Annotated in this window: 24 protein-coding genes; 3 read left to right on the forward strand and 21 right to left on the reverse strand. The window is 55.3% G+C overall.

Annotation, left to right across the window (positions count from 1 at the left end):
• Positions 1–87: 87 nt before the first annotated feature.
• From GC56T3_RS10465 to GC56T3_RS10475, 3 genes are all read right to left on the reverse strand, one after another.
• Positions 88–258, reverse strand: a complete 171-nt coding sequence (locus tag GC56T3_RS10465; RefSeq protein ID WP_011231011.1) for a twin-arginine translocase TatA/TatE family subunit — start codon at positions 256–258, stop codon at positions 88–90.
• 108 nt (positions 259–366) lie between these two features.
• A complete protein-coding gene (locus GC56T3_RS10470) occupies positions 367–546 on the reverse strand; it encodes an H-type small acid-soluble spore protein (protein ID WP_011231010.1) in 180 nt (59 codons plus the stop codon).
• Positions 547–708 carry a hypothetical protein gene (locus GC56T3_RS10475; protein ID WP_227456639.1) on the reverse strand — a complete coding sequence of 54 codons (162 nt, stop codon included), beginning with the start codon at positions 706–708 and terminating at the stop codon, positions 547–549.
• A 125-nt stretch (positions 709–833) separates the two neighbouring features.
• Here GC56T3_RS10475 and GC56T3_RS10480 point away from each other — a divergent pair, with 125 nt between their 5' ends.
• Positions 834–1,829 carry an acyltransferase family protein gene (locus tag GC56T3_RS10480; RefSeq protein ID WP_013145492.1) on the forward strand — a complete coding sequence of 332 codons (996 nt, stop codon included), beginning with the start codon at positions 834–836 and terminating at the stop codon, positions 1,827–1,829.
• 90 nt (positions 1,830–1,919) lie between these two features.
• On the opposite strand, the gene thiE is transcribed toward GC56T3_RS10480, so the two are convergent.
• From thiE to GC56T3_RS10520, 8 genes are all read right to left on the reverse strand, one after another.
• A complete protein-coding gene (gene thiE, locus GC56T3_RS10485) occupies positions 1,920–2,585 on the reverse strand; it encodes a thiamine phosphate synthase (protein ID WP_013145493.1) in 666 nt (221 codons plus the stop codon).
• 5 nt (positions 2,586–2,590) lie between these two features.
• Positions 2,591–3,391, reverse strand: coding sequence for a bifunctional hydroxymethylpyrimidine kinase/phosphomethylpyrimidine kinase (thiD, locus tag GC56T3_RS10490; RefSeq protein ID WP_013145494.1), 801 nt, complete (start codon positions 3,389–3,391; stop codon positions 2,591–2,593).
• An 18-nt stretch (positions 3,392–3,409) separates the two neighbouring features.
• Positions 3,410–4,219, reverse strand: a complete 810-nt coding sequence (thiM, locus tag GC56T3_RS10495) for a hydroxyethylthiazole kinase (protein ID WP_013145495.1) — start codon at positions 4,217–4,219, stop codon at positions 3,410–3,412.
• A gap of 172 nt (positions 4,220–4,391) precedes the next feature.
• A complete protein-coding gene (locus GC56T3_RS10500; protein ID WP_013145496.1) occupies positions 4,392–5,414 on the reverse strand; it encodes a glycosyltransferase family 2 protein in 1,023 nt (340 codons plus the stop codon).
• A gap of 1 nt (position 5,415) precedes the next feature.
• Complete coding sequence (locus GC56T3_RS10505; RefSeq protein ID WP_013145497.1) at positions 5,416–7,095, reverse strand: DUF6044 family protein; 1,680 nt, start codon at positions 7,093–7,095, stop codon at positions 5,416–5,418.
• 381 nt (positions 7,096–7,476) lie between these two features.
• A complete protein-coding gene (locus GC56T3_RS10510; RefSeq protein ID WP_013145498.1) occupies positions 7,477–8,457 on the reverse strand; it encodes a phosphotriesterase in 981 nt (326 codons plus the stop codon).
• Complete coding sequence (locus GC56T3_RS10515; protein WP_013145499.1) at positions 8,457–10,139, reverse strand: long-chain fatty acid--CoA ligase; 1,683 nt, start codon at positions 10,137–10,139, stop codon at positions 8,457–8,459. The genes GC56T3_RS10510 and GC56T3_RS10515 overlap by 1 nt, the downstream gene beginning before the upstream one ends.
• Before the next feature lie 175 nt (positions 10,140–10,314).
• The gene (locus tag GC56T3_RS10520; protein ID WP_013145500.1) at positions 10,315–11,151 is read right to left on the reverse strand and encodes an HAD family hydrolase; all 837 of its coding nucleotides are present in this window, start codon (positions 11,149–11,151) and stop codon (positions 10,315–10,317) included.
• Positions 11,152–11,371: 220 nt separating this feature from the next.
• Between GC56T3_RS10520 and GC56T3_RS10525 the strand changes: the two genes are divergently transcribed.
• Together GC56T3_RS10525 and GC56T3_RS10530 are read left to right on the forward strand one after the other, a co-directional pair.
• Positions 11,372–12,652: an IS110 family transposase gene (locus GC56T3_RS10525; protein WP_041468437.1), complete on the forward strand. Its 1,281-nt coding sequence runs from the start codon at positions 11,372–11,374 to the stop codon at positions 12,650–12,652.
• Between the two features lie 396 nt (positions 12,653–13,048).
• Positions 13,049–13,318, forward strand: coding sequence for an excalibur calcium-binding domain-containing protein (locus GC56T3_RS10530; protein ID WP_013145501.1), 270 nt, complete (start codon positions 13,049–13,051; stop codon positions 13,316–13,318).
• Between the two features lie 88 nt (positions 13,319–13,406).
• Here GC56T3_RS10530 and GC56T3_RS10535 read toward each other — a convergent pair whose 3' ends face one another.
• The 10 genes from GC56T3_RS10535 to GC56T3_RS10580 form a co-directional block, all read right to left on the reverse strand.
• Complete coding sequence (locus GC56T3_RS10535) at positions 13,407–14,378, reverse strand: DUF523 and DUF1722 domain-containing protein (RefSeq protein WP_013145502.1); 972 nt, start codon at positions 14,376–14,378, stop codon at positions 13,407–13,409.
• 193 nt (positions 14,379–14,571) lie between these two features.
• Positions 14,572–15,342, reverse strand: coding sequence for a 5-oxoprolinase subunit PxpA (locus tag GC56T3_RS10540; RefSeq protein ID WP_013145503.1), 771 nt, complete (start codon positions 15,340–15,342; stop codon positions 14,572–14,574).
• Positions 15,339–16,310 (reverse strand): biotin-dependent carboxyltransferase family protein, encoded by a 972-nt coding sequence (locus tag GC56T3_RS10545; RefSeq protein ID WP_013145504.1) that lies wholly within the window; start codon positions 16,308–16,310, stop codon positions 15,339–15,341. Before GC56T3_RS10545 ends, GC56T3_RS10540 begins: the two co-directional genes overlap by 4 nt.
• Positions 16,303–16,995, reverse strand: coding sequence for a 5-oxoprolinase subunit PxpB (gene pxpB / locus GC56T3_RS10550; RefSeq protein ID WP_013145505.1), 693 nt, complete (start codon positions 16,993–16,995; stop codon positions 16,303–16,305). The genes GC56T3_RS10545 and pxpB overlap by 8 nt, the downstream gene beginning before the upstream one ends.
• Positions 16,992–17,741, reverse strand: coding sequence for an IclR family transcriptional regulator (locus tag GC56T3_RS10555; RefSeq protein WP_013145506.1), 750 nt, complete (start codon positions 17,739–17,741; stop codon positions 16,992–16,994). The genes pxpB and GC56T3_RS10555 overlap by 4 nt, the downstream gene beginning before the upstream one ends.
• A 131-nt stretch (positions 17,742–17,872) precedes the next feature.
• Positions 17,873–18,361, reverse strand: a complete 489-nt coding sequence (locus GC56T3_RS10560) for a GNAT family N-acetyltransferase (RefSeq protein WP_119877459.1) — start codon at positions 18,359–18,361, stop codon at positions 17,873–17,875.
• Positions 18,362–18,632: 271 nt separating this feature from the next.
• On the reverse strand, positions 18,633–20,153 hold the full coding sequence (locus tag GC56T3_RS10565) for a bifunctional ADP-dependent NAD(P)H-hydrate dehydratase/NAD(P)H-hydrate epimerase (protein WP_013145507.1): 1,521 nt from the start codon (positions 20,151–20,153) through the stop codon (positions 18,633–18,635).
• Between the two features lie 348 nt (positions 20,154–20,501).
• Complete coding sequence (locus GC56T3_RS10570; protein WP_013145508.1) at positions 20,502–20,900, reverse strand: hypothetical protein; 399 nt, start codon at positions 20,898–20,900, stop codon at positions 20,502–20,504.
• Positions 20,901–20,963: 63 nt separating this feature from the next.
• Positions 20,964–21,368 (reverse strand): thiol-disulfide oxidoreductase DCC family protein, encoded by a 405-nt coding sequence (locus tag GC56T3_RS10575; protein ID WP_013145509.1) that lies wholly within the window; start codon positions 21,366–21,368, stop codon positions 20,964–20,966.
• Positions 21,368–22,051 (reverse strand): SOS response-associated peptidase, encoded by a 684-nt coding sequence (locus GC56T3_RS10580; RefSeq protein ID WP_013145510.1) that lies wholly within the window; start codon positions 22,049–22,051, stop codon positions 21,368–21,370. Before GC56T3_RS10580 ends, GC56T3_RS10575 begins: the two co-directional genes overlap by 1 nt.
• Between the last annotated feature and the right edge of the window lie 86 nt (positions 22,052–22,137).

Genomic DNA, 22,137 nt, shown 5'->3' on the forward strand with positions numbered 1-22,137 from the left:
TTGTCTCTTTTTTGCCGCATCGCGGAGGAAATGGCTAGTCACGGACGAAATACAAAAATAAGAGGCCAGGCCTCTATGCCCAACCTCTTATTTTTGCGCTTTTGTCGTCTCGTCATCGTCGATGATGCCTTTTGTCGCATTCTTAAATTCGCGCAGCGTTTTCCCGGCCGCTTGTCCTAACTCCGGCAGCTTTTTCGGTCCGAAAATGAGCAAAGCGAAAAAGACGATGAGCGCAATTTCTCCAAAGCCGATGTTCATGTTTGTCACTCCAATGTTCAAGCGTCGTTTCTTGAATCATTATACCATAGAAGAACGGACGGTGTCATCGTCTTTCCCTTGACAAAACGGCGACAATTTGCACATCTCTCATTGTTCCTCAAGCAGTCGCACCGGTACGTCTTGTTCGTGTTCCGGCTCATCGGTGAAATAAACGCGAGCCATTTCGCGCTCATCATCGACGTGCTGAATCACCACTTGTTTCCCTTTATACATCACCGGAACGATCTCCCCAGCTTCAGCCATTCGCTTCGCCCGCAACAGTTCCATCTACTCCCCTCCTTTCGCACTGTCCTCCGCCTGCGCCCGCAAGCTTTTCCAAAACAACTCGTCGCTGCAGACGATCTCATGAAGCTCGCCTTCGTCTCCTTTGGCGTTGATGATTTCAAGCAACTGCGTCATATCGCCCATTTCGTGCCGATCGTTTTTCACCGAATCATCCCCTTTCTTTGGCAAACTGATGACAGCGGACATCCCATCGCTTCGTTTCCTGCGTTGACTCCCTCAAAAAGAAGGAGTATGATTCGAATTGGTGTGTATAGAAAGGAGGAAACACTATGAAGGAGCGGGACTATTATTTTGACAACGCGAAATGCGCGCTCATGCTCCTCGTCGTGTTTGGCCACTTTCTACGCCCGTACATTGACGGCGTCTTATGGGTGCACAGCTTGTATACGTGGATTTTCTTTTTCCACATGCCAGCGTTCATTTTCATTTCCGGCTATTTCGCCAAAAAATTCCATGAGCACGGCTACTTGCAAAAAATCACGAAAAAATTGCTCATCCCGTACGTTCTGTTCCAGCTGCTGTATTCGATCTACTATTTCTTCCTGTATGACAAACAGTCGCTGGAACTTGACTTATTGACCCCGCATTGGAGTTTATGGTTTTTGCTCAGCCTGTTTAGCTGGAACGTGCTGCTGTTATGGTTCGGCCGGCTGCCAAAGCGGATCGCATTGCCGATGGCGCTTCTTCTCGGCTTGACCGGCGGCATGATGGAAGCGGAAAAATGGCTGAGCTTGTCGCGGACGCTCACGTTTTTCCCGTTCTTTTTGCTTGGATTTTTCTTTCAAAAGTCGGCGATCGAGCGCTTGTTTGCCGCCCCAGTGCGCCTCGTTTCGCTATTTGTGCTTGTTAGCATGTTTTTCGTCATCCATTTCGGGTTTCCGGATTTGCCGCAAGATTGGCTGTACGGCTCGAAATCGTACGATACGCTCGGCGTCTCGGAACCAGCCGGCATTGCGAGCCGCCTCGCCATTTATGGGGCGAGCCTGCTCATGATGTTTGGCTTTCTGTCGCTCATCCCGAGCCGTCGCTTCTCCTTTTCCGTGCTCGGGGCGCGCACGTTTTGCATCTATATCTTGCACGGGTTTATTTTAAAATATTTGCACGAGACGCCATTCCCAGACTTTATTATGGATGTGCACGGCTATCCGCTTCTGCTTGCACTGTCGGTTGCCATGATGCTCATCCTTGGAAGCAAGCCGGTCGCCCGGCTCGTGCGGCCGCTGTTGGAATGGCGATGGCCGAACTGGCGGCAGACAACGACCTAGCAGTCAAAAAAGAAGGTGTCCCGAAATATCAACGGGACACCTTTTTCCATTTATGGCGCTTTGCCTACAAGTGGAAACCGACTTTTTCATTCAGCGCGTGCGAGCTGCCCGCACCGCTTCCGCTAAGGCGGCGGCCGCCGCCTTTGGCGACGGAGCCGAAGCGATGGCGCTGATGACGGATACCCCATCCGCCCCGGCTTCCACAACGGTTTTGGCGTTCGCAGCCGTAATGCCGCCAATGGCGACGATTGGAATGGTGATGCCGGCTTCGCGCAAGCGGCGGAGAACATCCGGTCCTTGCGCTTCCTTTGCATCCTCTTTCGAACTGGTCGGGTAAATCGGGCCGACGCCGAGGTAATCGGCGCCCGCCTCAACGGCCGCCATCGCTTCTTCGACGTTGTGCGCTGAGACGCCCAAAATTTTATCGCCGATTTTTTCCCGCACGCGCCGCGCGTCCTCATCGTCTTGACCGACGTGGACGCCGTCGGCATCAATGGCGAGAGCCAGCTCGACGTCATCGTTGACGATAAACGGCACCCCATAAGCGCGGCAAAGGTGCTGCAGCTGCCGGGCGAGCTCCTCTTTGTCCGCCCCTTTTAAAGCGCCCGGCCCTTTTTCGCGGAATTGAAACAACGTCACACCGCCGTCAAGCGCTTCTTTCAGCACATCGGCGGCCGGACGTTCGCTGTTTTGGCTTCCCATAATGAAGTAAACAGCCAGCCGCTCCTTCATTTCACCGCTCGCGATGCGCGCCATCGTTCTCACTCTCCGTATTGGCGGTACGCCCAATGGTTCGTCGGCCCATGGCCTTGGCCGATGCCGAGCGGATGGGCAATCGCCGATTGCACAAACGCCTTCGCCGTCGCGACAGCGTCGACAGGATGCCGCCCTTTCGCCAGCTCAGCGGCGATCGCCGCGGCAAATGTACACCCCGTTCCGTGCGTATGGCGCGTGTCAATTCGCTTGCTTTTAAAATAGGAAAATTCGCTGCCGTTATACAGCAAGTCGACGGTTTCTTCGCCATCATCGTCATGGCCGCCTTTCACGACGACATAGCGGGCGCCCATCCGGTGGAGGAGGCGCGCGGCTTCACGGCGGTCATCCATCGTGCGGATGACAACGCCCGTCAACGCTTCCGCTTCTGGAATGTTCGGTGTAATGACAAGCGCCATCGGCAGCAGCTCTTCTTTCAGCGCGGCCACCGCTTCCTCTTGCAACAGCGGAGCGCCGCCTTTGGCGATCATCACCGGGTCGACGACCAGCCGCTCCCATTTATGTTTTTTCACTTGTTCAGCAACCGTACGAATGATCTCGGCACTAAAGAGCATGCCGGTTTTCACCGCATCCGCGCCTAAATCGGCGGCCACCGATTCGATCTGGGCGGCGACGGCTTCCGCCGACAGCGGAAAGACGCCTTGCACGCCAAGTGTGTTTTGCGCCGTCACCGCCGTGATCGCTGACATGCCAAAGACGCCGAGCTCCTGGAACGTTTTGAGATCGGCTTGGATGCCGGCGCCGCCGCCGCTGTCCGACCCGGCAATCGTCAACGCTTTGTACACCATCGTGTTTCTCCTCCCCTTTTACCGTTGTTCCACCCGGCCATACCGTTTGACATCATCGACGCTTGTATACGCCAACGCGTCCAAAAACGCCGTCTGGAAGCTGCCCGGTCCGCGCTCCCCGGCTTTGGCCGCCGCCTGCTCCGCTGCGACGCCGTAATACACAAGCGCGGCCACCGCCGCTGCCGCCGCATCGCGCTCAACGGCCGCAAACGCTCCGACAACCGATGTCAGCAAGCAGCCCGCTCCGGTCACTTTTGTCAACAACGGATGGCCGTTCTGAATAAGATACGTCGTCTGTCCGTCCGCAACGACGTCCTCTTTTCCAGTAATCGCGACAACGGCGCCGAGCTGCTCCGCCGCCCGTTTGGCCAACGCCACTCGATCGCCGCTTCCTCCGCCGGCGTCGACTCCTTTAATCGCCCACGCCTCACCGATCATATTGGCGATCTCCGCCGCATTGCCACGGATCACGGCGAGCTTGACTTGTTCCGCGATGCGGCGCGCCGTCTCCGTCCGGTAGCGCGTGGCCCCGGCCCCGACCGGGTCGAAAATGACCGGCACGCCGGCTTCATTGGCCGCCTGGCCGGCGACAAGCATCGCTTCCACCTCTTTGTCATTCAACGTCCCAATATTGAGGACAAGCGCTCCAGCGAGCTTCGCCATCTCGCCCACTTCCTCTTTCGCATACGCCATCACCGGCGAAGCGCCAAGCGCAAGCAGCCCATTTGCCGTAAAATTCGTCACAACGACATTCGTGATATTATGGACGAGCGGATTCTCCTCTCTTACCCGCTCGAGCAGTTCCGCCCATTCATGCCAATTGGCCATTTCCGGTTTCTCCCCTTTCCAAGCCTTTTCGCCGGCCATACACTGACTTTCGCCGTATTTTCGGCCAATGGAATGATCCATTCTCCCCATCCATCAGTCTACTCTTTCTTTTTTTGAATTGCAAGACAAAGAAAAAAGGCGGCCGCCAAAGCGCACCTCCCTTTTTGTTCCATTACGAACGCGGCCATTCGGCCGCCCCTCCCTCTTCGGACGGCGCCGCTGGCGACAGCCGCTGCGGCAGCGGCCAATTCCACAAATCCAAATCGATGATATAGCGCGGCCGCCGTTTCGTTTCTTTGTAAATTTTTCCAATATATTCACCAATCAGCCCGAGCGCCATCAGCTGCAAGCCCCCTAACAGCCAGATGGACGTAATGAGCGACGTCCAACCCGTTTCCGTATGCCCGACCCATTTGAGAAAAAGAAAATAGGCGCCAAACATCAAGCTGACGACAAACGAGAGAAACCCAACGAGCGAAATGAAACGGATCGGGGTGACGCTGAACGACGTCACGCCGTCAAGCGCAAAGGCGATCATTTTTTTCAGCGGATATTTCGTTTTCCCGGCCAGCCGCTCTTTTCGGTCATAATAAACCGTCGCCGACCGAAAGCCCAAAAGTGGAACGATGCCGCGCAAAAACAAGTTCACTTCCCCGAACTGTTCAAGCGCGTCCACAGCGCGCCGGCTCATAAGGCGATAGTCGGCGTGATTGTAAACGAGATCGACGCCAAACGCCTTCATCAACCGATAAAACCCTTGCGCCGTATGGCGCTTGAACCATGTATCGGCATCGCGCCGCCGGCGCACGCCGTAGACGATGTCATAGCCTTCGCGAAACTTTTGCACAAATTCCCGAATCGCCGCTACATCATCTTGCAAATCGGCGTCGATCGAAATGAGGCAATCGGCATGCCTTTTCGCGGCGAACAGCCCAGCAAGCAGCGCGTTTTGATGCCCGGCGTTATGCGCCAGTTTCAGCCCTTTCACTTCCGGGTGGCGCAAACTCGCTTTGTATATGATCTTCCATGTGTCATCACAGCTGCCGTCATCGACGAACAAAAGCGCGCTGTTGGATGAAATGAGCTGCTCTTCAATCAATTGTTCGCGCAACTCCCGTAAGCGGCGGATCGTCTCCGGCAGCACCTCTTCTTCGTTGTAACACGGCACAACAATAGCCAACGTCGGTTCGAACATGTCACCTTCCTCCCTCCGGCACGACTTTGTATAAATAGATGGTCCACGCGGACTCTTTGGAACGGAACACCCGCTCAAGGCTCAAGGCGTTTTTGCTGGCATTTTCAATCGGCAGCGCTGAAAAAATGTAGCGCCCGCCCATGTCATAAAACACGTTTGTGTTCAATTCCAAGTTGCGAATCGTCCGCTTCGAGTTTTTCTGAAACATATACCGCTTGCCCAGCTCATCGACGAACAAATAGCAGCGCCCGCCCCATTCATCGAAATACTGGCGCAGTTTTTTGTTTTTCGCGAGCTCCTTGGCGATGATGCGGCGAAACCGATGCTTGTATTCGAGCGGATAAAAGTTGTTGTACGTATCGAGTGTGTAAAAGCCGTTGTATTGAGCGATCGCCGGGTGGATGCCGATGCTGGCGACACGGTATGTATGCACCGGTCGGCCGATATAGCGGCGAATGGCGGCAAACTGCTTTTCCGCGTAAAACTCGCGAAACGACGGCTTGTCGCGGTAGACGATTTCCTCATTGCATAAAGCAAGCACGACAAGCTGCAAGACAATGGCCGCCGCAACGACCGCCCGCCACCTTCGGCCTTCCTGCCAAAAAATTTTCAGCGCCAGTGCAAACAAGACGTAAATCACCATTGGCCGCAAAAAATGGTAGCGGGCGAAATTGAACTTATCGAGCAAATCAAACCGTTCGGTGAGCGGCAGCCATCCTTTGTAAAACCAAAACGCATACCATGTCGACAGCGCGAAGTTCAACCCGTGCAAAATCAAAAACAGTTTCTCCCGCCGCCAGCTTTTCCGCTTCCATACAATGTACAAGGCAACGAGCGTCACCGGTAAAATGACGAGCCCATGCACGGTCATGACGTGGGTGTGGCCGAGCACATAGTTTTTGAACGTCAGCCGGATGACGCGCCAAAGCGGCAGACGGGCGTGGAAATATTCGTCGCGGCTTGTCGGCTCATTGGAAAACAAGAGCGAATGGACAAGCCGGTAATCGACCGCCAAATAGAGCATCGTCATATAGACGATGGCCGCCAAAAACCGCCAATTCCAACCCTTGCCGCGGATGACATCAATGAGCCACCAAATCCCAAGCGCGCTCAAGAAAAAGAAAAATCCAAGCACGAAGCTCGAATAGAGCGGCAAAAGCGTCAACACCGCCCAGTTCACCCATGAACGCTCGCCGCCCCGAATGTTTAAAAACGCCCAAAGCGCAAGCGGCATCCCGAGCGTACTTAACATTCCCGATGGCCAAAACGGCGTCAAGGCAAACGTCAACGAAGAGCCGATGCGAATCCATCCCCAGCGCTCGCCCGGCAGCACATGTTTTCGCAGCAGCAAATACATGCCGATGAACGCCAATACGCGGGTTGCGGCTTGACTGAGCCCATAGGCGTAAATGGATGGAAACAGGGCGTGAAGCCAAACGATGCCGCTGAATTCTGTGCCGAACGCGTTGCGCGGCAGGCCGTTGATGATTTGCGGAATGACCCCATCGACCGGTCCGAACAGCTCACCGCTTCGAGTGAGCACCTTATACCAAGCGATGTTGGAATCCAAATTGTCATGAACGCGCATATGCGCATCTTCACCGAGCACAAAGTACGGCGACACGTACAAGGCGATGGCAACGAAAGAGAAGAGCAGGAGTCTCTTTTCGATGGACGGCACCTTTTCTCCCCCTTTCGCTTTTACTCATGTCTTTCCTTATTGTTCAACCCAACAGGAAAATTATTCATGGGAATGGAAAAAAACGGACTCCCGTCCAAACAAAAAAAACCGCCGTCGGCCAATTGAAGCCTGATGACAGCGGTTTTCTATTCACCTTTTGAACAGCCTTTTGCAGGCAACACAACGTTGCCCAAAAAAGCTGGTGATGGAACGAAAAAAACGCTCGGACCATGGAGATTTCGCTCTTGAACGCTCTCCACCTACGCTCACGCGTGGAAGTGTGGGGTCTTCTCGGTTCAGGATGATCAACAACCGCTTTTCCGCGCGTTGGCAACAACGATTTTGAAGAAAACGCGGTTTTTATCGACCTTGCAAACGGCGTCAAGACGAGAACAACGCCGCCGGATTGCCGATGAACATTTGCTCAAGCACTTCGTCGCGGACTCCTGCATTTTTCAGCGCGGGAATGAGGTTCACAAACAAATGCTCGACATGCCAATTTTTCATCATTTCCGCAAACGGTTCCGGCAGCGTAAACGGACGACCGAGCCAAACGTTGACAGTGTCATGCGACAGCATAATTTGTTTCTCGTACCCATCGCGGAGCAGAGCAAGGAGCGTCCGCACCCGCTCCTCATCAGTCGGCGCGCCGACCATCCCTTGGATGCCGAAGCGGTCAAAAGCGATGTAAACGCCGTAAGCAAGCGTCTTTCGATGATAGTCCGGGTCCGTGTTGCCGCACATATGGCCGATGACAATTTTTTTCGGATCGGCGCCGTGCTCAAGCAAATAGGCGGCTTGTTCCGGCCCCATCGTTCCTTCTTGCGTATGGGTGATGATGACCGCACCCGTCTCTTTTTGCGCGCGGGCGGCAGCGCGGAAGAACATCTTTTCGTACTCGGTGATGCGCCCTTTGCTCGAGGCGAGCTTGATGACACCCGCCTTGATTCCGGTATCGGCAATGCCCTCGGTCAGCTCGGCCATAAACATATCGTAAATATCATCTTCCGCTGTTCCGAGAAGCCGGCGGAATTGGAAGTACGGCGGCGCCCCTTCCCCTTCATAATAATAGCCGGTGGCGCAAATAATGTTCATCCCTGTCTCTTCAGCAACGCGCCGCAAAAATGCCGGGTTGCGCCCGCAGTCGTTCGGCGTCGGATCGACAACCGTTTGAATGCCGTGCCGCTTCATCTTTTCCGCCGCCTCGACTGCGACGCGAAGCGCCTCGTCTTCGCGGAACGTGCCGCGCGTCACATCGCCTTGAAACCCTGGATAGCCGAAGAGGAAATGCTCGTGGATGAGCGTTTTGCCAAGCTGTTCCACCGGCACTGGGCCAAGGACGGTTTCGACCGTCTTCGCCATCAGGCGTTCACCCCTTTCCCCGCTTTTTCATATTCCTCTTCCTGCAATTTTCGCCAAAGCAACTTGCCGCTTGACGTCATCGGCAGCGACGAGCGGAATTCGACGAGGCGCGGATATTTGTACGCCGCCATTTGCGTCTTGGACCATTCAATGATCTCTTCTTCCGTTACTTTGCCGACATACTCGTCATGAAGGACGATAAACGCCTTCACCGTTTCGCCGCGGCGCGGATCCGGCACGCCGACGACGCACGCCTGCTGAACAGCCGGATGTTTGTACAAAAGCGACTCGACTTCGGTCGGCCACACTTTGTATCCAGAAGCGTTGATCATCCGTTTGACGCGGTCGACGATGAAAAAGTAGCCTTCCTCATCCATCCGCCCGATGTCGCCGGTGCGGAAAAACCGCTTGCCGTCGAGCTCGATGAACGCTTCTTCCGTTTCTTTTTCACGCCGGTAATAGCCGCGGAACACTTGCGGACCACAAACGACGATCTCCCCGACTTCGCCGACGCCAAGCTCCCGCCCCGTCGCCGGGTCGATGATGCGCGCGTCGACGTCAAACGACGGAACGCCGAGACATTGCAATTTCGGCCGGTCCGGCGGATTGAAATGCGTCTGCGAAATCGTCTCCGTCAGCCCGTAGCCTTCAAAATAACGGACGCCGGTGAGCTGGAACAATTTTTCCCCGACCGCTTCCGGAAGCGCCGCTCCGCCGCCGGAAATGCTCGAAAGCGAGGAAATGTCATACCGGCCAAGCGCCGGGTTGGCCAAAAAGTCGATCAGCATCGTGCTGATGTTCACCCAATGCGTGCAGCGGTGCAATTCAATCAGCCGGGCGGCCGCGTCCCGATCCCAGCGCGTCATCAACACCATGGCGGCGCCGGCGAAAATCGGCGTATGCATGCTATGGACCATCCCCGTGACATGGAAAAACGGCAGCGTCGCCAACGCGACCGAATCGCTCGTCACATCGCCCCAGTGGTAGGCGCCGACGATGTTGGCGTTCACCGTCCGGTGCGGGTGGATGCAGCCTTTTGGCACCCCGGTCGTCCCGGACGTGTACGGCAAGACGGCGATGTCATCAACATGGCTGTTGTATGGAAGCGGCGGCAATTGGGCGCTGAGGCAGTCCAACCATAAAAGAATGCGCTCATCCCCAATGGCCCGCCGCGGCGCCGCCACTTCAGCCGGAAGCGAAACCGGCGATTCATCGGAAGCATAATCAGAATAAGCGGCGACTATGATTTGTTCCAACGCCGTTCGTCCAAGGAGCGGGGCCGCTTTGTCAAGCAGCTCCTGCCCAACGATGGCGGCTCTCGTTTCGCAATCATTGACGTAAAAGGAAAGCTCCTCTGAGGTGTTCATCGGATTGATCGGCACGACGATCGCTTCAGCGCGCAAAATGGCATAGTAGGAGATGACAAACTGCGGAGAATTTTGCATGTACAAGAGAACGCGGTCGCCCGGTTTGACGGACAGCTTTTGCTGCAAATAGCCGGCCAACGCGTTCACTTCACGGAGCAGCTGTTTGTACGAATACGCGGCTCCGTAATAGTAAATCGCCGTTTTGTTCGGATAGCGCTTCGCGGACGTTTCGAGATGATCGATGAGCGTCGTCTCCGGCACAGCCAGCGTTTTTGAGAGCCGTTTCGGCCAATACGGGTAATGTCTCGAATTCATTCCGTTCCCCTCCTCCTTTTCACGCGATCGTTCACTGCGGCAACCGCCGCGCAAGCAGCATTGGATAGCTTTTTTACTGACCGGTTGGTATATAGCCGGCTGTTTTTTTATTGTACACGCTCTCATGAATATTTTCAACAATTTTCAGAATATACAAAACAAAAAAATACACCGCCTACAACAGGCGGCGCAACACCGGCACACAAGCCGACGTCGAAGCGACGATGAAATCTGCATCCCCTTGTTTCGCCAAGCCATAGGTGTCGATCAACATCGTCCGGCAGCCGAGCCGGCGGGCTGGAGCGATGTCATTGCCGATGTTGTCGCCGACGCAAAGCATTTGCCGATAGTCGACGCCAAAACGCGCCCGGATTGCTTCCAAGTGGGCGGCCGTTTTCATCGGTTTGGCAGCTCGGAAAATTTTATGGTCAAATGCATCTGCCAACCCCAGCTTCCGCAAAATGGCTTCGCTGTCCGACTCCGGGCTGTTCGTCATCAACACAAGCACCGCTTTTTCGCGCAACTCGGCGAGCGTCTCCGCCAACCTCGGCGCCCCGTTCATTTTGAATTTCGGCCCCATCATCCATTCGCGCGTCTCCAAAAACGCCGCGTAGGTGTCTTCGTTCGTCAATCCGTAATGGCGGCCGATCGAGCTTGGCACCCACCAAAGGTCGCCGATGCTGAAAAAGCGGTCCAAGTCGACCGCCACCGGCTTCGTGTAAACCGTTTCGATTTCCCGCTTCGTCAACGGCTCGCCGCTCCAGCGGAACGCCTTACGAACCTCGCCTTCTTCGAGCCATACAATCAAATCTTCTTTCGCATCGTACACGCTCCCGATTCGAAGCGGATGACAACCGGCGAGCACGGCGCGGTAGTCGTCCCAAAAGCGCGGCCGATCTGCTTCACGAAGACGTTTCGCCACCTGCTCGGCATAATAGTCAAAATGCTCCGTTTCCTCGTATAATGTTCCGTCCAAATCAAAGACGATCGCTTTGATGTCTGCTCCGTGCATACCGTTTCCCCTTTCTTGGCCCGTCATCATTTGCTTGTTCGTTTTTGGTTGATAGACGAAAGCAAATATGGCAAAATATGATTCTAGAAAAGCTTACCATTATGTTGCAAAGAGGAGCATTCCCGTTAGGAGCTTTTCCGGGGACTTGATCAAAAAAAGCCCTCTTGGTATGATGCAGGGGTGTCAAACACATCACTCACCATACCAAGGAGGACTTCAGATGAATTGTACACAAAACTATAAAATTGATCAAGTCACCGAACAAACGCTTGTCGTGGGCATCGATATCGCGAAACGAACCCACTACGCCTGCTTCGTGGATGACCGGGGGCGTGTGCTTCGCAAATCGTTCCCGATCTTCCAGTCGAAAAAGGGCTTTCGCCAGCTGTATGAAGCGATTCAGGAGGCGATGCAAGCGTTCGGAAAGCCGCAGGTGATCGTCGCGGTGGAGCCGACCGGGCACTACTGGTTGAACCTGGCCTACTTCCTCGAGGAGCACGGGATCCCGTTGGTCATGGTCAACCCGGCGCATGTGTGCCGGTCGAAAGAACTCGATGACAATCTGCCGACGAAACATGACGCCAAAAACGCCCTGGTCATCGCCAGACTGGCGAAAGACGGACGATTCCTCGTCCCCCGGCTGCTGCACGAGATCGAAGCCGATTTGCGCGTCGGGAGCACCCTCAAAGAAAAGTTCCGCAAGGAACAGACGGCGGTGAAAAACGCGATTACCCACTGGACCGACCGGTATTTTCCGGAGTTTTGGACGCTGTTTCGCGACGTGGGAAAAACGGCGCTTTCGGTGCTGGAGTGGACGCCGCTTCCGGCTGATATGGCGGGCCGATCCGCCGAGGAGCTCATCGAGGTGTACCGGCAAAGCGAAGGGTTGAAAAGCCCGCAGAAAACCAAGATTCGGGCGTTGATCGACGCCGCAAAGGACTCGATTGGGGTGACGGAAGGGACGACGATGGCCCGGTTTGAAATCGCCGCGCTCGTCCGCCGATACCGCCAATTGGAGGCTGAGATCGCCGCGTTGGACGCCGAGTTGAAGGCGTTGGTTCAAACGACGATGGAGTATCAATGGCTGAAAACGGTCGACGGGTTGGGAGACGCCACGATCATCGATCTGCTGGCGGAGATCGGCAGCTTCGCCCACTATCGGGACCCGCGTCAATTGGTGAAGTTGGCGGGCCTGACGCTCAAAGAGAACTCCTCCGGCCAGCGCAAAGGGCAAAAGCACATCTCCAAACGGGGACGGAAACGGCTGCGATCGGTGCTGTTTCGGGCGATGATTCCGCTGATCCGGCACAACGAGGCGTTTCGCGAGCTGCATGAGTATTACACGACCCGCCCCGTCAATCCGCTGACCGGAAAGCAGTCCATCGTCGCATTATGCCGGAAGCTGTTGAATGTGCTGTTTGCGATTTGTATGAAGAAACAAGCCTTTGACGCGGAGCGAATGAAACAGGACGTCTTGTCCCAGGTGCAACGGGCGGCCTAAGGCCTCCCCCTGCGAACGGAAGAATCGTTGGACAACAGGATGACACCGGAGAAGCTGGCGTGATTTTATCCATTCGACCTTGAGTCCCCAAAGGAGCTTGGCCGGCCTCCGCCTGATGACGAGACCGAACGAGGGAATGTTGGCGCGAAGACGCCCGGAGACATGGGAGGGTTCGTCCTCATCAGCGACGCGGAGATCCAAAGGGTGCATCGAATACGCTTCTCCCCACGGAAGGAAAATGTACCCAGCCGTGGCCGCGAAGCGCACCCTAGGTCTGTAAGATATCCACAAAACTGAAAAAGGATGTAAGGGATTTTGTCGAAAAATATTTTTTGGACACCCCTGAGAGGCTGAAAAGCCTTGATAAATCAACATTTCTAGAGGGAGGAACACATGATGAGATTCGTGATCTCGCTTGTCCTTTCCTTTGCGCTCGCAGCCAGCTTTTTCTTCGACTCGTTCCGTTCGGCCGAAGCGGCAACCAAAATCAAAACGTATCCAAACTGCACCGCGCTGAACAAAGAGTATCCAGGGGGCGCGGCTCGCTCCGCCTCTGTCAAAAACAAAGGAGGAAAAACGAGATATAAGCCTTATGTATCGAAAGCATTATACGATGCCAACAAACGATTGGATCGAGATAAAGATGGGATCGCCTGCGAACGATAGGCTTTCGCCTTTCGTTCTCCATCTTGTTCAAAGCCAAAGAGCAATCGAATCGCCCTTTGGCTTTTGTTTTCTTCGAATGCACGATCGCTCACACCGCCTTTTCTCGTCCTTTGCCCGAATCGCGGACATCTAAGAGAGCAGGCGGGTACGGGGCGAAGTACCGCTGTTGCAACAAATAATCGTTTTCTTCGCGAATGGCCCATGATTTCAAGACGCTCGCCACACTGCTGAGCGGCAGTTGTTGCGCCCGGTATTGCGCCAGCAGTTCCAAAACATATTGCTTTTCTTTCGCCGACATCTCTTTTTTGAAATAGCCCATCAAATGTTGGCAAACGTTCACATGGGAGCGGCGCTGTGGAGCGCGGGCAAATAACGCGTGCAATCCTTGTCCATACGCCTCAAGCACCTGTTCGACCGGGAGGCGGTCGCGATTCGCCACCAAGCGTCCAAGTTGTTTCAGCCACGTTTGACTGTACGCCATAAATAAATATTTATGTTCAGAATGAAATTGCACGAGCGCCTTCATTGACCGTTTTGCCTTCACTTCGCGAAATAAAGCCAACGCAAACACCTTCGTCAAAAAGTGTTCGCGAATGGCCGCATTCGTCAAGCGCCCTTCTTCCTCAATGGCGGCATTAGGGAAGCGTCGGAAAACATGCTCGGCGAACAGTCCGACTCCCTTCTCAAGCAACATGTTGCTTTCCTCGTCATCATACACTCTCACATCTTTGATGCCGCACGTCGGGGAGCGCCCCTTTAAAATGAATCCATCGACTTCTCCGACTTGACCGAAAAAGGAGGCGGCAAATTCATTCATTTCCCTCGTCCAATCTCGGTTCGTCGACGACTGCACAAGCCGCCTTTCCTCGCCTCGTTTCACAAGTCGGACCGTCTCCCGCGGAACTCCAAGCCCAATGGCCACTTCTGGGCATACAGGCACAAGCCGAGCAAACTCCCCTAAACGAGAGACAAATGAATTGTGAATGATATCGCCGTTATACCGGCAGGCAGAAAAGCCGAGGCATTCGCTGACAACCACTGTTGGAATGGCATAATACATCTCTATTCCCCTTTCTCCTTCCATCGTCTTACTTTTTATTGTAACCAATCGAACAGGTGACTGTCATAAATGCTGATTTCATGTGGCGGTTAGCAAAAAAGAGCACAAAAAACGAAAAGCTGTGTAGGAGGGGGCGACTGAAACAACGCCGTCCGACCAAAAAAGCTGTACGTGAGAAATGAGTCGTTCTCGATCACCCATTATTCCGTTGTTGCACCGCCTGAATGGCGATTCCTTCGTTTTGCAAGGCTTGATAGAGCCGCTTGGCAAATCGCACCGCCTGTTCATTGTCGCCATGGAGACAGACGGTGTCGGCTTCAATCGCCACGTCCGTCCCTTGCACCGAGCAAACGCGCCGGTCGCGGATCATCATAAGCACTTGCGTGACCGCTTCGTCTTCATCCGCGATGATGGCGCGCGGATCGCTTCTTGGGGTGAGCGAACCGTCCGCCTGATACGTCCGGTCGGCGAACACTTCGCTCGCCGTACACAAGCCGTAGGCGCGACCCGCTCGGATCAGCTCACTTCCCGACATGCCGTATAAGACAAGCATCGGATCGACATCATGCACGGCTTTGGCGATCGCTTCGGCCAGCGCCGCGTCTTTCGCCGCCATATTGTACAAGGCGCCGTGCGGCTTCACATGCGTCATCACGCCGCCTTCCGCCTTCACAAACGCAGCCAGCGCACCGATTTGGTAGACGACGTACGCATACACTTCTTCCGGCGAAACGGCCATCGCCCGCCGTCCGAAGCCAAGCAAATCCGGAAACCCCGGGTGGGCGCCGATGGCAACGCCATGCTGGATGGCGAGTTGCACCGTCTGCCGCATGACGAGCGGGTCGCCGGCGTGAAACCCACAGGCGATGTTGACAGAGGTCACGTACGATAAGATTTCTTCCTGCCCAAGCCTATACACCCCAAAGCTTTCGCCGAAATCGCAATTCAAATCAATCGTCCTCACCGTTCTCCCTCCCATTGACGGCGAATGGCCGTAATCCATCGAGTCAGCCGTTGCTGTTGTTCCTTATAAAGCCACATCGCTTCTTCCGGCCCGATCGGCTGAAATTGGATAAAGTCACCCGGGCGAGCCTGCGCGAGAATCGGCAAATCCACAGACGCAACCTGGGCGATGCGCGAGTAGCCGCCGGTCGTCTGGCTGTCCGCCATCAATACGATCGGCTGGCCGGATGCTGGGACTTGCACCGTGCCGAAAACGACCGCTTCCGAGACCATCTCCCGCTCGCGCACAAGCGCCAACGTTGGACCGGAAAGCCGATAGCCGATCCGATCGGACTGCGTCGTCACCTCATAGCGGGCGGCGAAAAACTGGCGGCGGCTCGCCGGCGTAAATTCGTCATACTCCGGACCGGGAACCGCGCGCACCGTTTTCGTTTTCCCACCGATATAGCGGCGGGCGGCCGAAGCAAGACCCCAACGCATCCGGCCGATAACACGACGCCCATGAGTAACGCCGACCGGCAGTGCATCGCCCCGCTGCAACGGGCGGCCTGAAAGCCCGCCAAGCTGGGCTGGAACGTACGTGGAACGGCTGCCCATCACGGGCGGGACGTCGATGCCGCCTGATACAGCGATATACGCTCGAAACCCCGTCCGACACACCCCTACTTCGAGCACATCGCCCGATTTGACGATCTCCGGTTTCCAAAGGGAAATCGGCTGCCCATTGAGCGTGCACGGGAAATCGCCGCCGCATACCGCAACGACGGCCTCGACGCGAAACCGAAGCGTCGGTCCGGCCATCGTCGCCTCAAGCACCGCCTCATCACCGTTGTTGCCGACAAGCGCATTAGCCAGGCGATACGCCCACGCATCCATCGCCCCGCCCGCCGGCACGCCGGCATGCCGGTAGCCAAAACGCCCGCCATCTTGCACGGTTGTAAACAACCCAGCCTCGATGACGTCAATCATGTTCCTCGCTCCAACGTGCAAATTCATCAGCCCCAATCGGCTGAAACGCGACGATATCGCCAGCCGCAAGCAAACTTGGCTTCTCTCGGTGCGGGTCAAACAGCTTCAGCGGCGTTCGACCGATCAGTTGCCAGCCGCCCGGCGTCGCAAGCGGGTAGACGCCCGTCTGTCCGCCGGCGATGCCGACCGAACCGGCAGGCACTTTTGTGCGCGGCACCGACCGCCTTGGCGTCGCCAAGCGCGGCGACAGCCCTCCTAAATAGGCAAATCCAGGAGAAAAGCCGATCATATAAACTCGGTAGCGTCCGGCCGAATGGAGCGCTATCACTTCGTCTTCTGTCATCCCATGGAAACGAGCGACATCCGGCAAATCCGGACCGAATTCGCCGCCGTAACAGACGGGAATGACGACCGTCCGCGCCGAACGCCGCACCGCTTGTTCAGACCGCCTGATGTTTTTCCTTAGCCATGCGCCTATGCCGATGTAATCGATCACCAATGGATCATAGTAGATGGTGAGTGACGAAAACGCCGGCACGATCTCCTCGATGCCTTCTTTTCGCTCGGCCTGAAGCCGGGCGGCCGTTTGGTGGACGATATCATTCACGTCCTCGTCAATGCGGTCTGAAAACCGAACCGTCACCGCATATTCGCATAATGGAAACAACGTATACTCCACCGTCATCCCTTCCCCCGAAAGCCGAGTTCGCGCGAAATGTCCATCGCCGCCTGCTTCAATCGCGGAACGATGCGCGCCACATCATCTGGCGAAAAGCGCTGTTCCGGCCCGGCAACGCTCAGCCCGGCAACCGCCGCGCCTTCATGGTTGAAAATCGGCACCGCAACGGCGGCCGAATAGTTTTCCAGCTCAGAATAGCTGACCGTATAGCCGCGGTCCCGGTCTTCTTCCAACAACCGGCGCAGCGCTTCTTTGTCGGTCACCGTATGTTTGGCGATTTTGACAAGCTCGACTTGTTCTAAATAACGTTCCCGATCCGCCTTGTCCATAAACGCGAGCAAGACACGAGGGCACGCCCCGGCATACAGAGGGGCGCGCCGCCCGACTTTCGTATAGACGCGCACCGGCTCGGACGTCTCGACTTTTTCAATATACAGCGCCTCATCGCCGTCGCGAATGACAAGATTCACCGCTTCGTTCGTCTCCTCTTTCAGCCGCTTCATCACCGGCAGCGCCGCCCGGCGAATATCGAGCCGCTCGGCGACGAGCGCGCCAAACGTCAAGAAGGCTAAACCGAGCTCATAGTAATCGCCTCGTTTTTGCAAAAAACCGAGGACAACAAGCGACTGCGCCATCCGGTACACCGACGTTTTGGGCATCCGAAGCCGCTCGACCATTTCCGGCAGCGTCAACCGTTCGCAATCGAGAAACAAATCAAGCAGTTCTTTTGTTTTTAAGACCGTTTTATTCATCATTGCCCCTCTGTTCCGAATATCAGAATATTAATTCCAAAATACGAGTTATATATTTTTTATTATAATGAAAAGTGGAACAACTTTCTACCACAAAATGAAAAGCGCCCGCTGAACGGACGCCGTCGGATTCAAATCGATAAGCGTTTCAAAAACACATAACTCACTTTTTGATATTCCATTTTTTCCTCATAGAAGCGATGGGCGTCAACCCGTTGCAGGCCGGATGACAGCGAGACAATCCCGTAGCCGTGCTCCTTCGCCCATTCGTGCACATGCGACAGCAACGCTTTTCCATACCCTTTCGAACGTTCGGCTGATGTCGTGACCAAATCGCAAACCCAAATAAAACGGCCGTTATAGAGCGTGATCATCGGCATGAATCCGACAACGGCAACCATTTTGTCCTGATCATATAACGCCGCAAGCTTATACCCTTCTTTTTCTTGCGCTTCACGCACAAGCGCGACATACGTTTCTTCATCCAAATGAGTGCGCAGCTCCCGCATGACCGGAAAAGCGCTTCTTACTTCCTCCTCCGTCTCGAGCCAAACAAATTGCGGCATGACTCCCATCTCCCTTCTTCTATTTCTACATTCATGATATCCATGTTTGTCCAAAAATGGAACTTCCGCCTTTCCGCAACGTTGATCATCGTTTCGAAAGAAGACTCCCGCTTCAAGCGCGTGAAGGGCGCAGCCCAGCGATCAGTGGAAGATTGTCGGCTGATAAACCAACGATTACAGCTGCAGCCGCAAATACGGCCTCAGCGGTAAAGTTTGCGCCCGAACCACATGCCTTATGCGCAGGAAAAAGACAACGCCAGCCGGTCATCGCAAACCGGCTGGAATCGTGTTCATCCCCCATTGTCCCTTTCAATGGGCCGGTTGATCACGTCAGCGAAGCGAGCACAGCCGGCAAGGCATCCACAACGTCCGACGCCAATACATCCCAGGGCGAATGACCGTGTTGAACAAGCCAATCAGCAGCCTTTCCATGCACGAAAACAGCATTGCTCACCGCAGGCTGCACCGCCTCGTGCTGCAACAAAAACGCCGCCACGATGCCCGTTAACACGTCACCGCTGCCGCCTTTCGCCAAAGCCGGGTTTCCGGTCGTGTTGACATATTGCGATCCATCCGGTGCCGTAACAATCGTATACGGCCCTTTCAACACGACATATACGCCATATTCCATCGCCAACCGCTTGGATACCCCAAAGCGGTCGTGCTCCACCTCGCGAATGGAGCGACGGACGATGCGCGCCATTTCCCCCGGATGCGGAGTGATGACCGTCGGCGCGCTTCGGCGGCGCACCTGTTCGGCGTAATCATCCCAGAAAAATAGGGCATCGGCATCGAGGATAAGGGGCATCGGCTTTTGCACCAACTCCCCAACAAGACGGCGCACCCCTTCCGTTCTCCCCATTCCTGGTCCAACGGCGAGCGCATCGACATCCAGCCCGTCCCAATCGGCCGCTCCGGCAAACGCTCCCCCCTCGGCCGGCCACGGTCTACACATCGCCTCGGGCACCCGATTGGCAACCGCTTCGTACACCGTTTCCGGAACAGCCATAGTCACAAGTCCGGCCCCACTTCGCAGCGCCGCTTTGGCGGCGAGCGTCACCGCTCCGGCCATCGCCTGTGACCCGCCGACAACAAGCAGTTTGCCGTACGTTCCTTTATGAGAGAACCGCTTCCGCTTTGGCATCGTCCCCATGACATCGCTTCGCTCCCACACGAACCGACAGGCTGCATTCGTTTTGACCACGAGCGGCGGAATGCCGATATCCACAACAGCAAGCTCCCCGTAATAATCGGCCGCTGGGAATGTGTACGCCCCAAGCTTTGGGCATTGAATGGTGAATGTCACATCCGCTCGAACGGCTACGGCGACATCACCGCCATCAGCCGGCACCCCGCTTGGAACATCGATTGCGTACACAACAGCCCGCGAGCGGTTCACTTGTTCAATGATTTCTTGATACGGAGAACGAACCTCACCTTTCACGCCGATGCCAAGGAGCGCATCAATGATCACGTCGTAGTGCGGCGCACGCATCGCAAACTCTCGTTCATTCCCTTCATACGGAATCCACGAATACCCGGACCGCTCGTACACCTCAAGTGCGGTGCGCGCCGCTCCTTTCACCTTTTCCTTTGGTGGAACGAGCCATACATCGGTTTCGTAGCCGTAGCTTTTCAACATGCGGGCAACAACAAACCCATCCCCGCCGTTGTTGCCTGCCCCGGCAAGCACCACCACGTCAGCGGTGCGTGGAATTCGTTCTTTCAGCGCTGAAAACAGCGCCTGCCCGGCGTTTTCCATCAATGAATCAGCGCTGATGCCGATCCGCTCCGTCACTTCTCGGTCGATGGCGTACATTTCATCAGATGTTACGATCGGAATCATGTTCTTTTCCCCTTTCGATTTCCACTGCTATGTTTGATGTACAATGTTTTCATAAGGAAAGACGTGCCGAAACGTTTTCCTTGAGCTGCAGAAGGCAACCGCCAAAGCCAACAAGTAAACAATTAAGGAGGAAAACCGAAATGGAGATTGAAGCAACACCAACAGCGGGGACGCGCCACTGCCACACCATCCTCGTATCTTCTATCATATCTTCACCATGAAAAACCTCGTTTCCACCGTAGGCAAGTAAGGGGGAGAAGATCAACGCCGTCTTGCGCCTTGTCATATTCGCTTATCAATTTTGCCGAAAAACGACGGTCATCGCCTTCGCGATGACCGCCGCCTCGATTACGGCTGCTTGGCGATCACTTCCAGACCAAACTGCAGGCAATCGTCGCAAATCGCCGCCAGCGGACCTTTGGCCAGCCTTGGTTTTTCTTTGAGACAAAATGAGCAGCGGCCGTCGCCATGCATCTCTTCGGCCTCCAAGGCCAGCGTTTCCTCAAGTTTTTCCAATGAGAAGATAGCCAACGCCTCGTATACATTATCAAGCAAATAATCATCAATATAGGCACATTTTCCTTCCCAACGGAGCGCGATGAGTTTCGCCGCCACCGCCATCCCTTCGTAAAACCGGCGCCGGGCCTCGTCCTCCCTTTGCTCGGCCATAGCGATCAATTCATCGGCAAAACGCTCAAGCGCCCGAGGCGTGCAATCATCAAGCCATCGTGTTGTTCCGCTTGTCATGCCCATTTCCCCTCCCTCGTTTCTTTCCCTTTTCAATACGACAAACGGGCGTATTTTCCTTCTTCACTGCGGTAATTCATCAAGAAAACGAGCCCGCAGTTCAGGAGGCGGCAGCTGGCAATGATCACGCTTTGGAACGAGACGATGCCGACGATTGGCAATCGCGTCATACATATGATCGCGCAACAGCCGAGGGATGAGAAACCCAGCCGCTGCCAGCCAATTCCACGGCCAAGCTAGACGCCGGCCGATGCGCAGGACAGCGTCGGATTTTACATAACAGCATCCGTTCTCGATGAGGACGACGCTGTCTTCTGCTGACATCTCCTTCTTTGCCAGCAACGCTTGGCCAACGATGCTCTGTTGCGCCGCAAAGCGGAACACCGCCTGGCGGTCGCGTGCGGCGATCCAGTGCGCGCTCACATGGCAAAACAGGCAATCGCCATCAAATAAGATGACAGGATGCATCACGTTCCCTCCATTGACCGGCTGTCGACCGGCTCGATGCAGGCGATCACGTCGTTTTTCGACGAGTTGACCAGCGGCGCCACTTCGTACATGCGCATCTCGCCGCTCGGATACGGCGACAACAACGATTTCAAATACTCGCTGTCATCCAAGCGCGGATCAAGCCAGTCGTCATGCCGCTCGTAAGGCAACATGACCGGCATCCGATCGTGAATGGGGGCGATGAGCTCGTTCGCCTTTGTCGTGATGATCGCGCACGTCTCAATCGGATCGCTCGCTCCCTCCCAGCGCTCCCACAATCCAGCGAACGCAAACGGCTCGCCCGTTTTGAGGGTAAACCGGTACGGCACTTTTTTCGTTCCTTCCTTTTTCCATTCGAAAAATCCATCGGCTAAAATCAAACAGCGCCGCCGCTTGAACGCATGGCGGAAACTCGCCTTCTCATCGACTGTTTCCGCCCGGGCGTTGATCATCTTGGCGCCGATGCGGGCATCTTTCGCCCAAAACGGCACAAGCACCCAGCGCATCATTTTCCCGACTCTTTCTCCCCCTTCCGCGACGATGGTCAACACATCTTGACCCGGGGCGATGTTGAACCGGGGCGTAAGCGAACCTTGATAACGGAAGTGAAATCGATCCTGCAACGCCAACAAATCAACAGTTAAGGTAAACCGCCCGCACATGCCTTTTCCCCCTTCTTCTCATTAGCTCGATGGAAATAAACCATCTTCTACCATCAAACTGTCAACAACGCTCTTCCCATGTACAC

Source organism: Geobacillus sp. C56-T3 (genome assembly GCF_000092445.1).
Classification (GTDB): Bacteria; Bacillota; Bacilli; order Bacillales; family Anoxybacillaceae; genus Geobacillus; species Geobacillus thermoleovorans.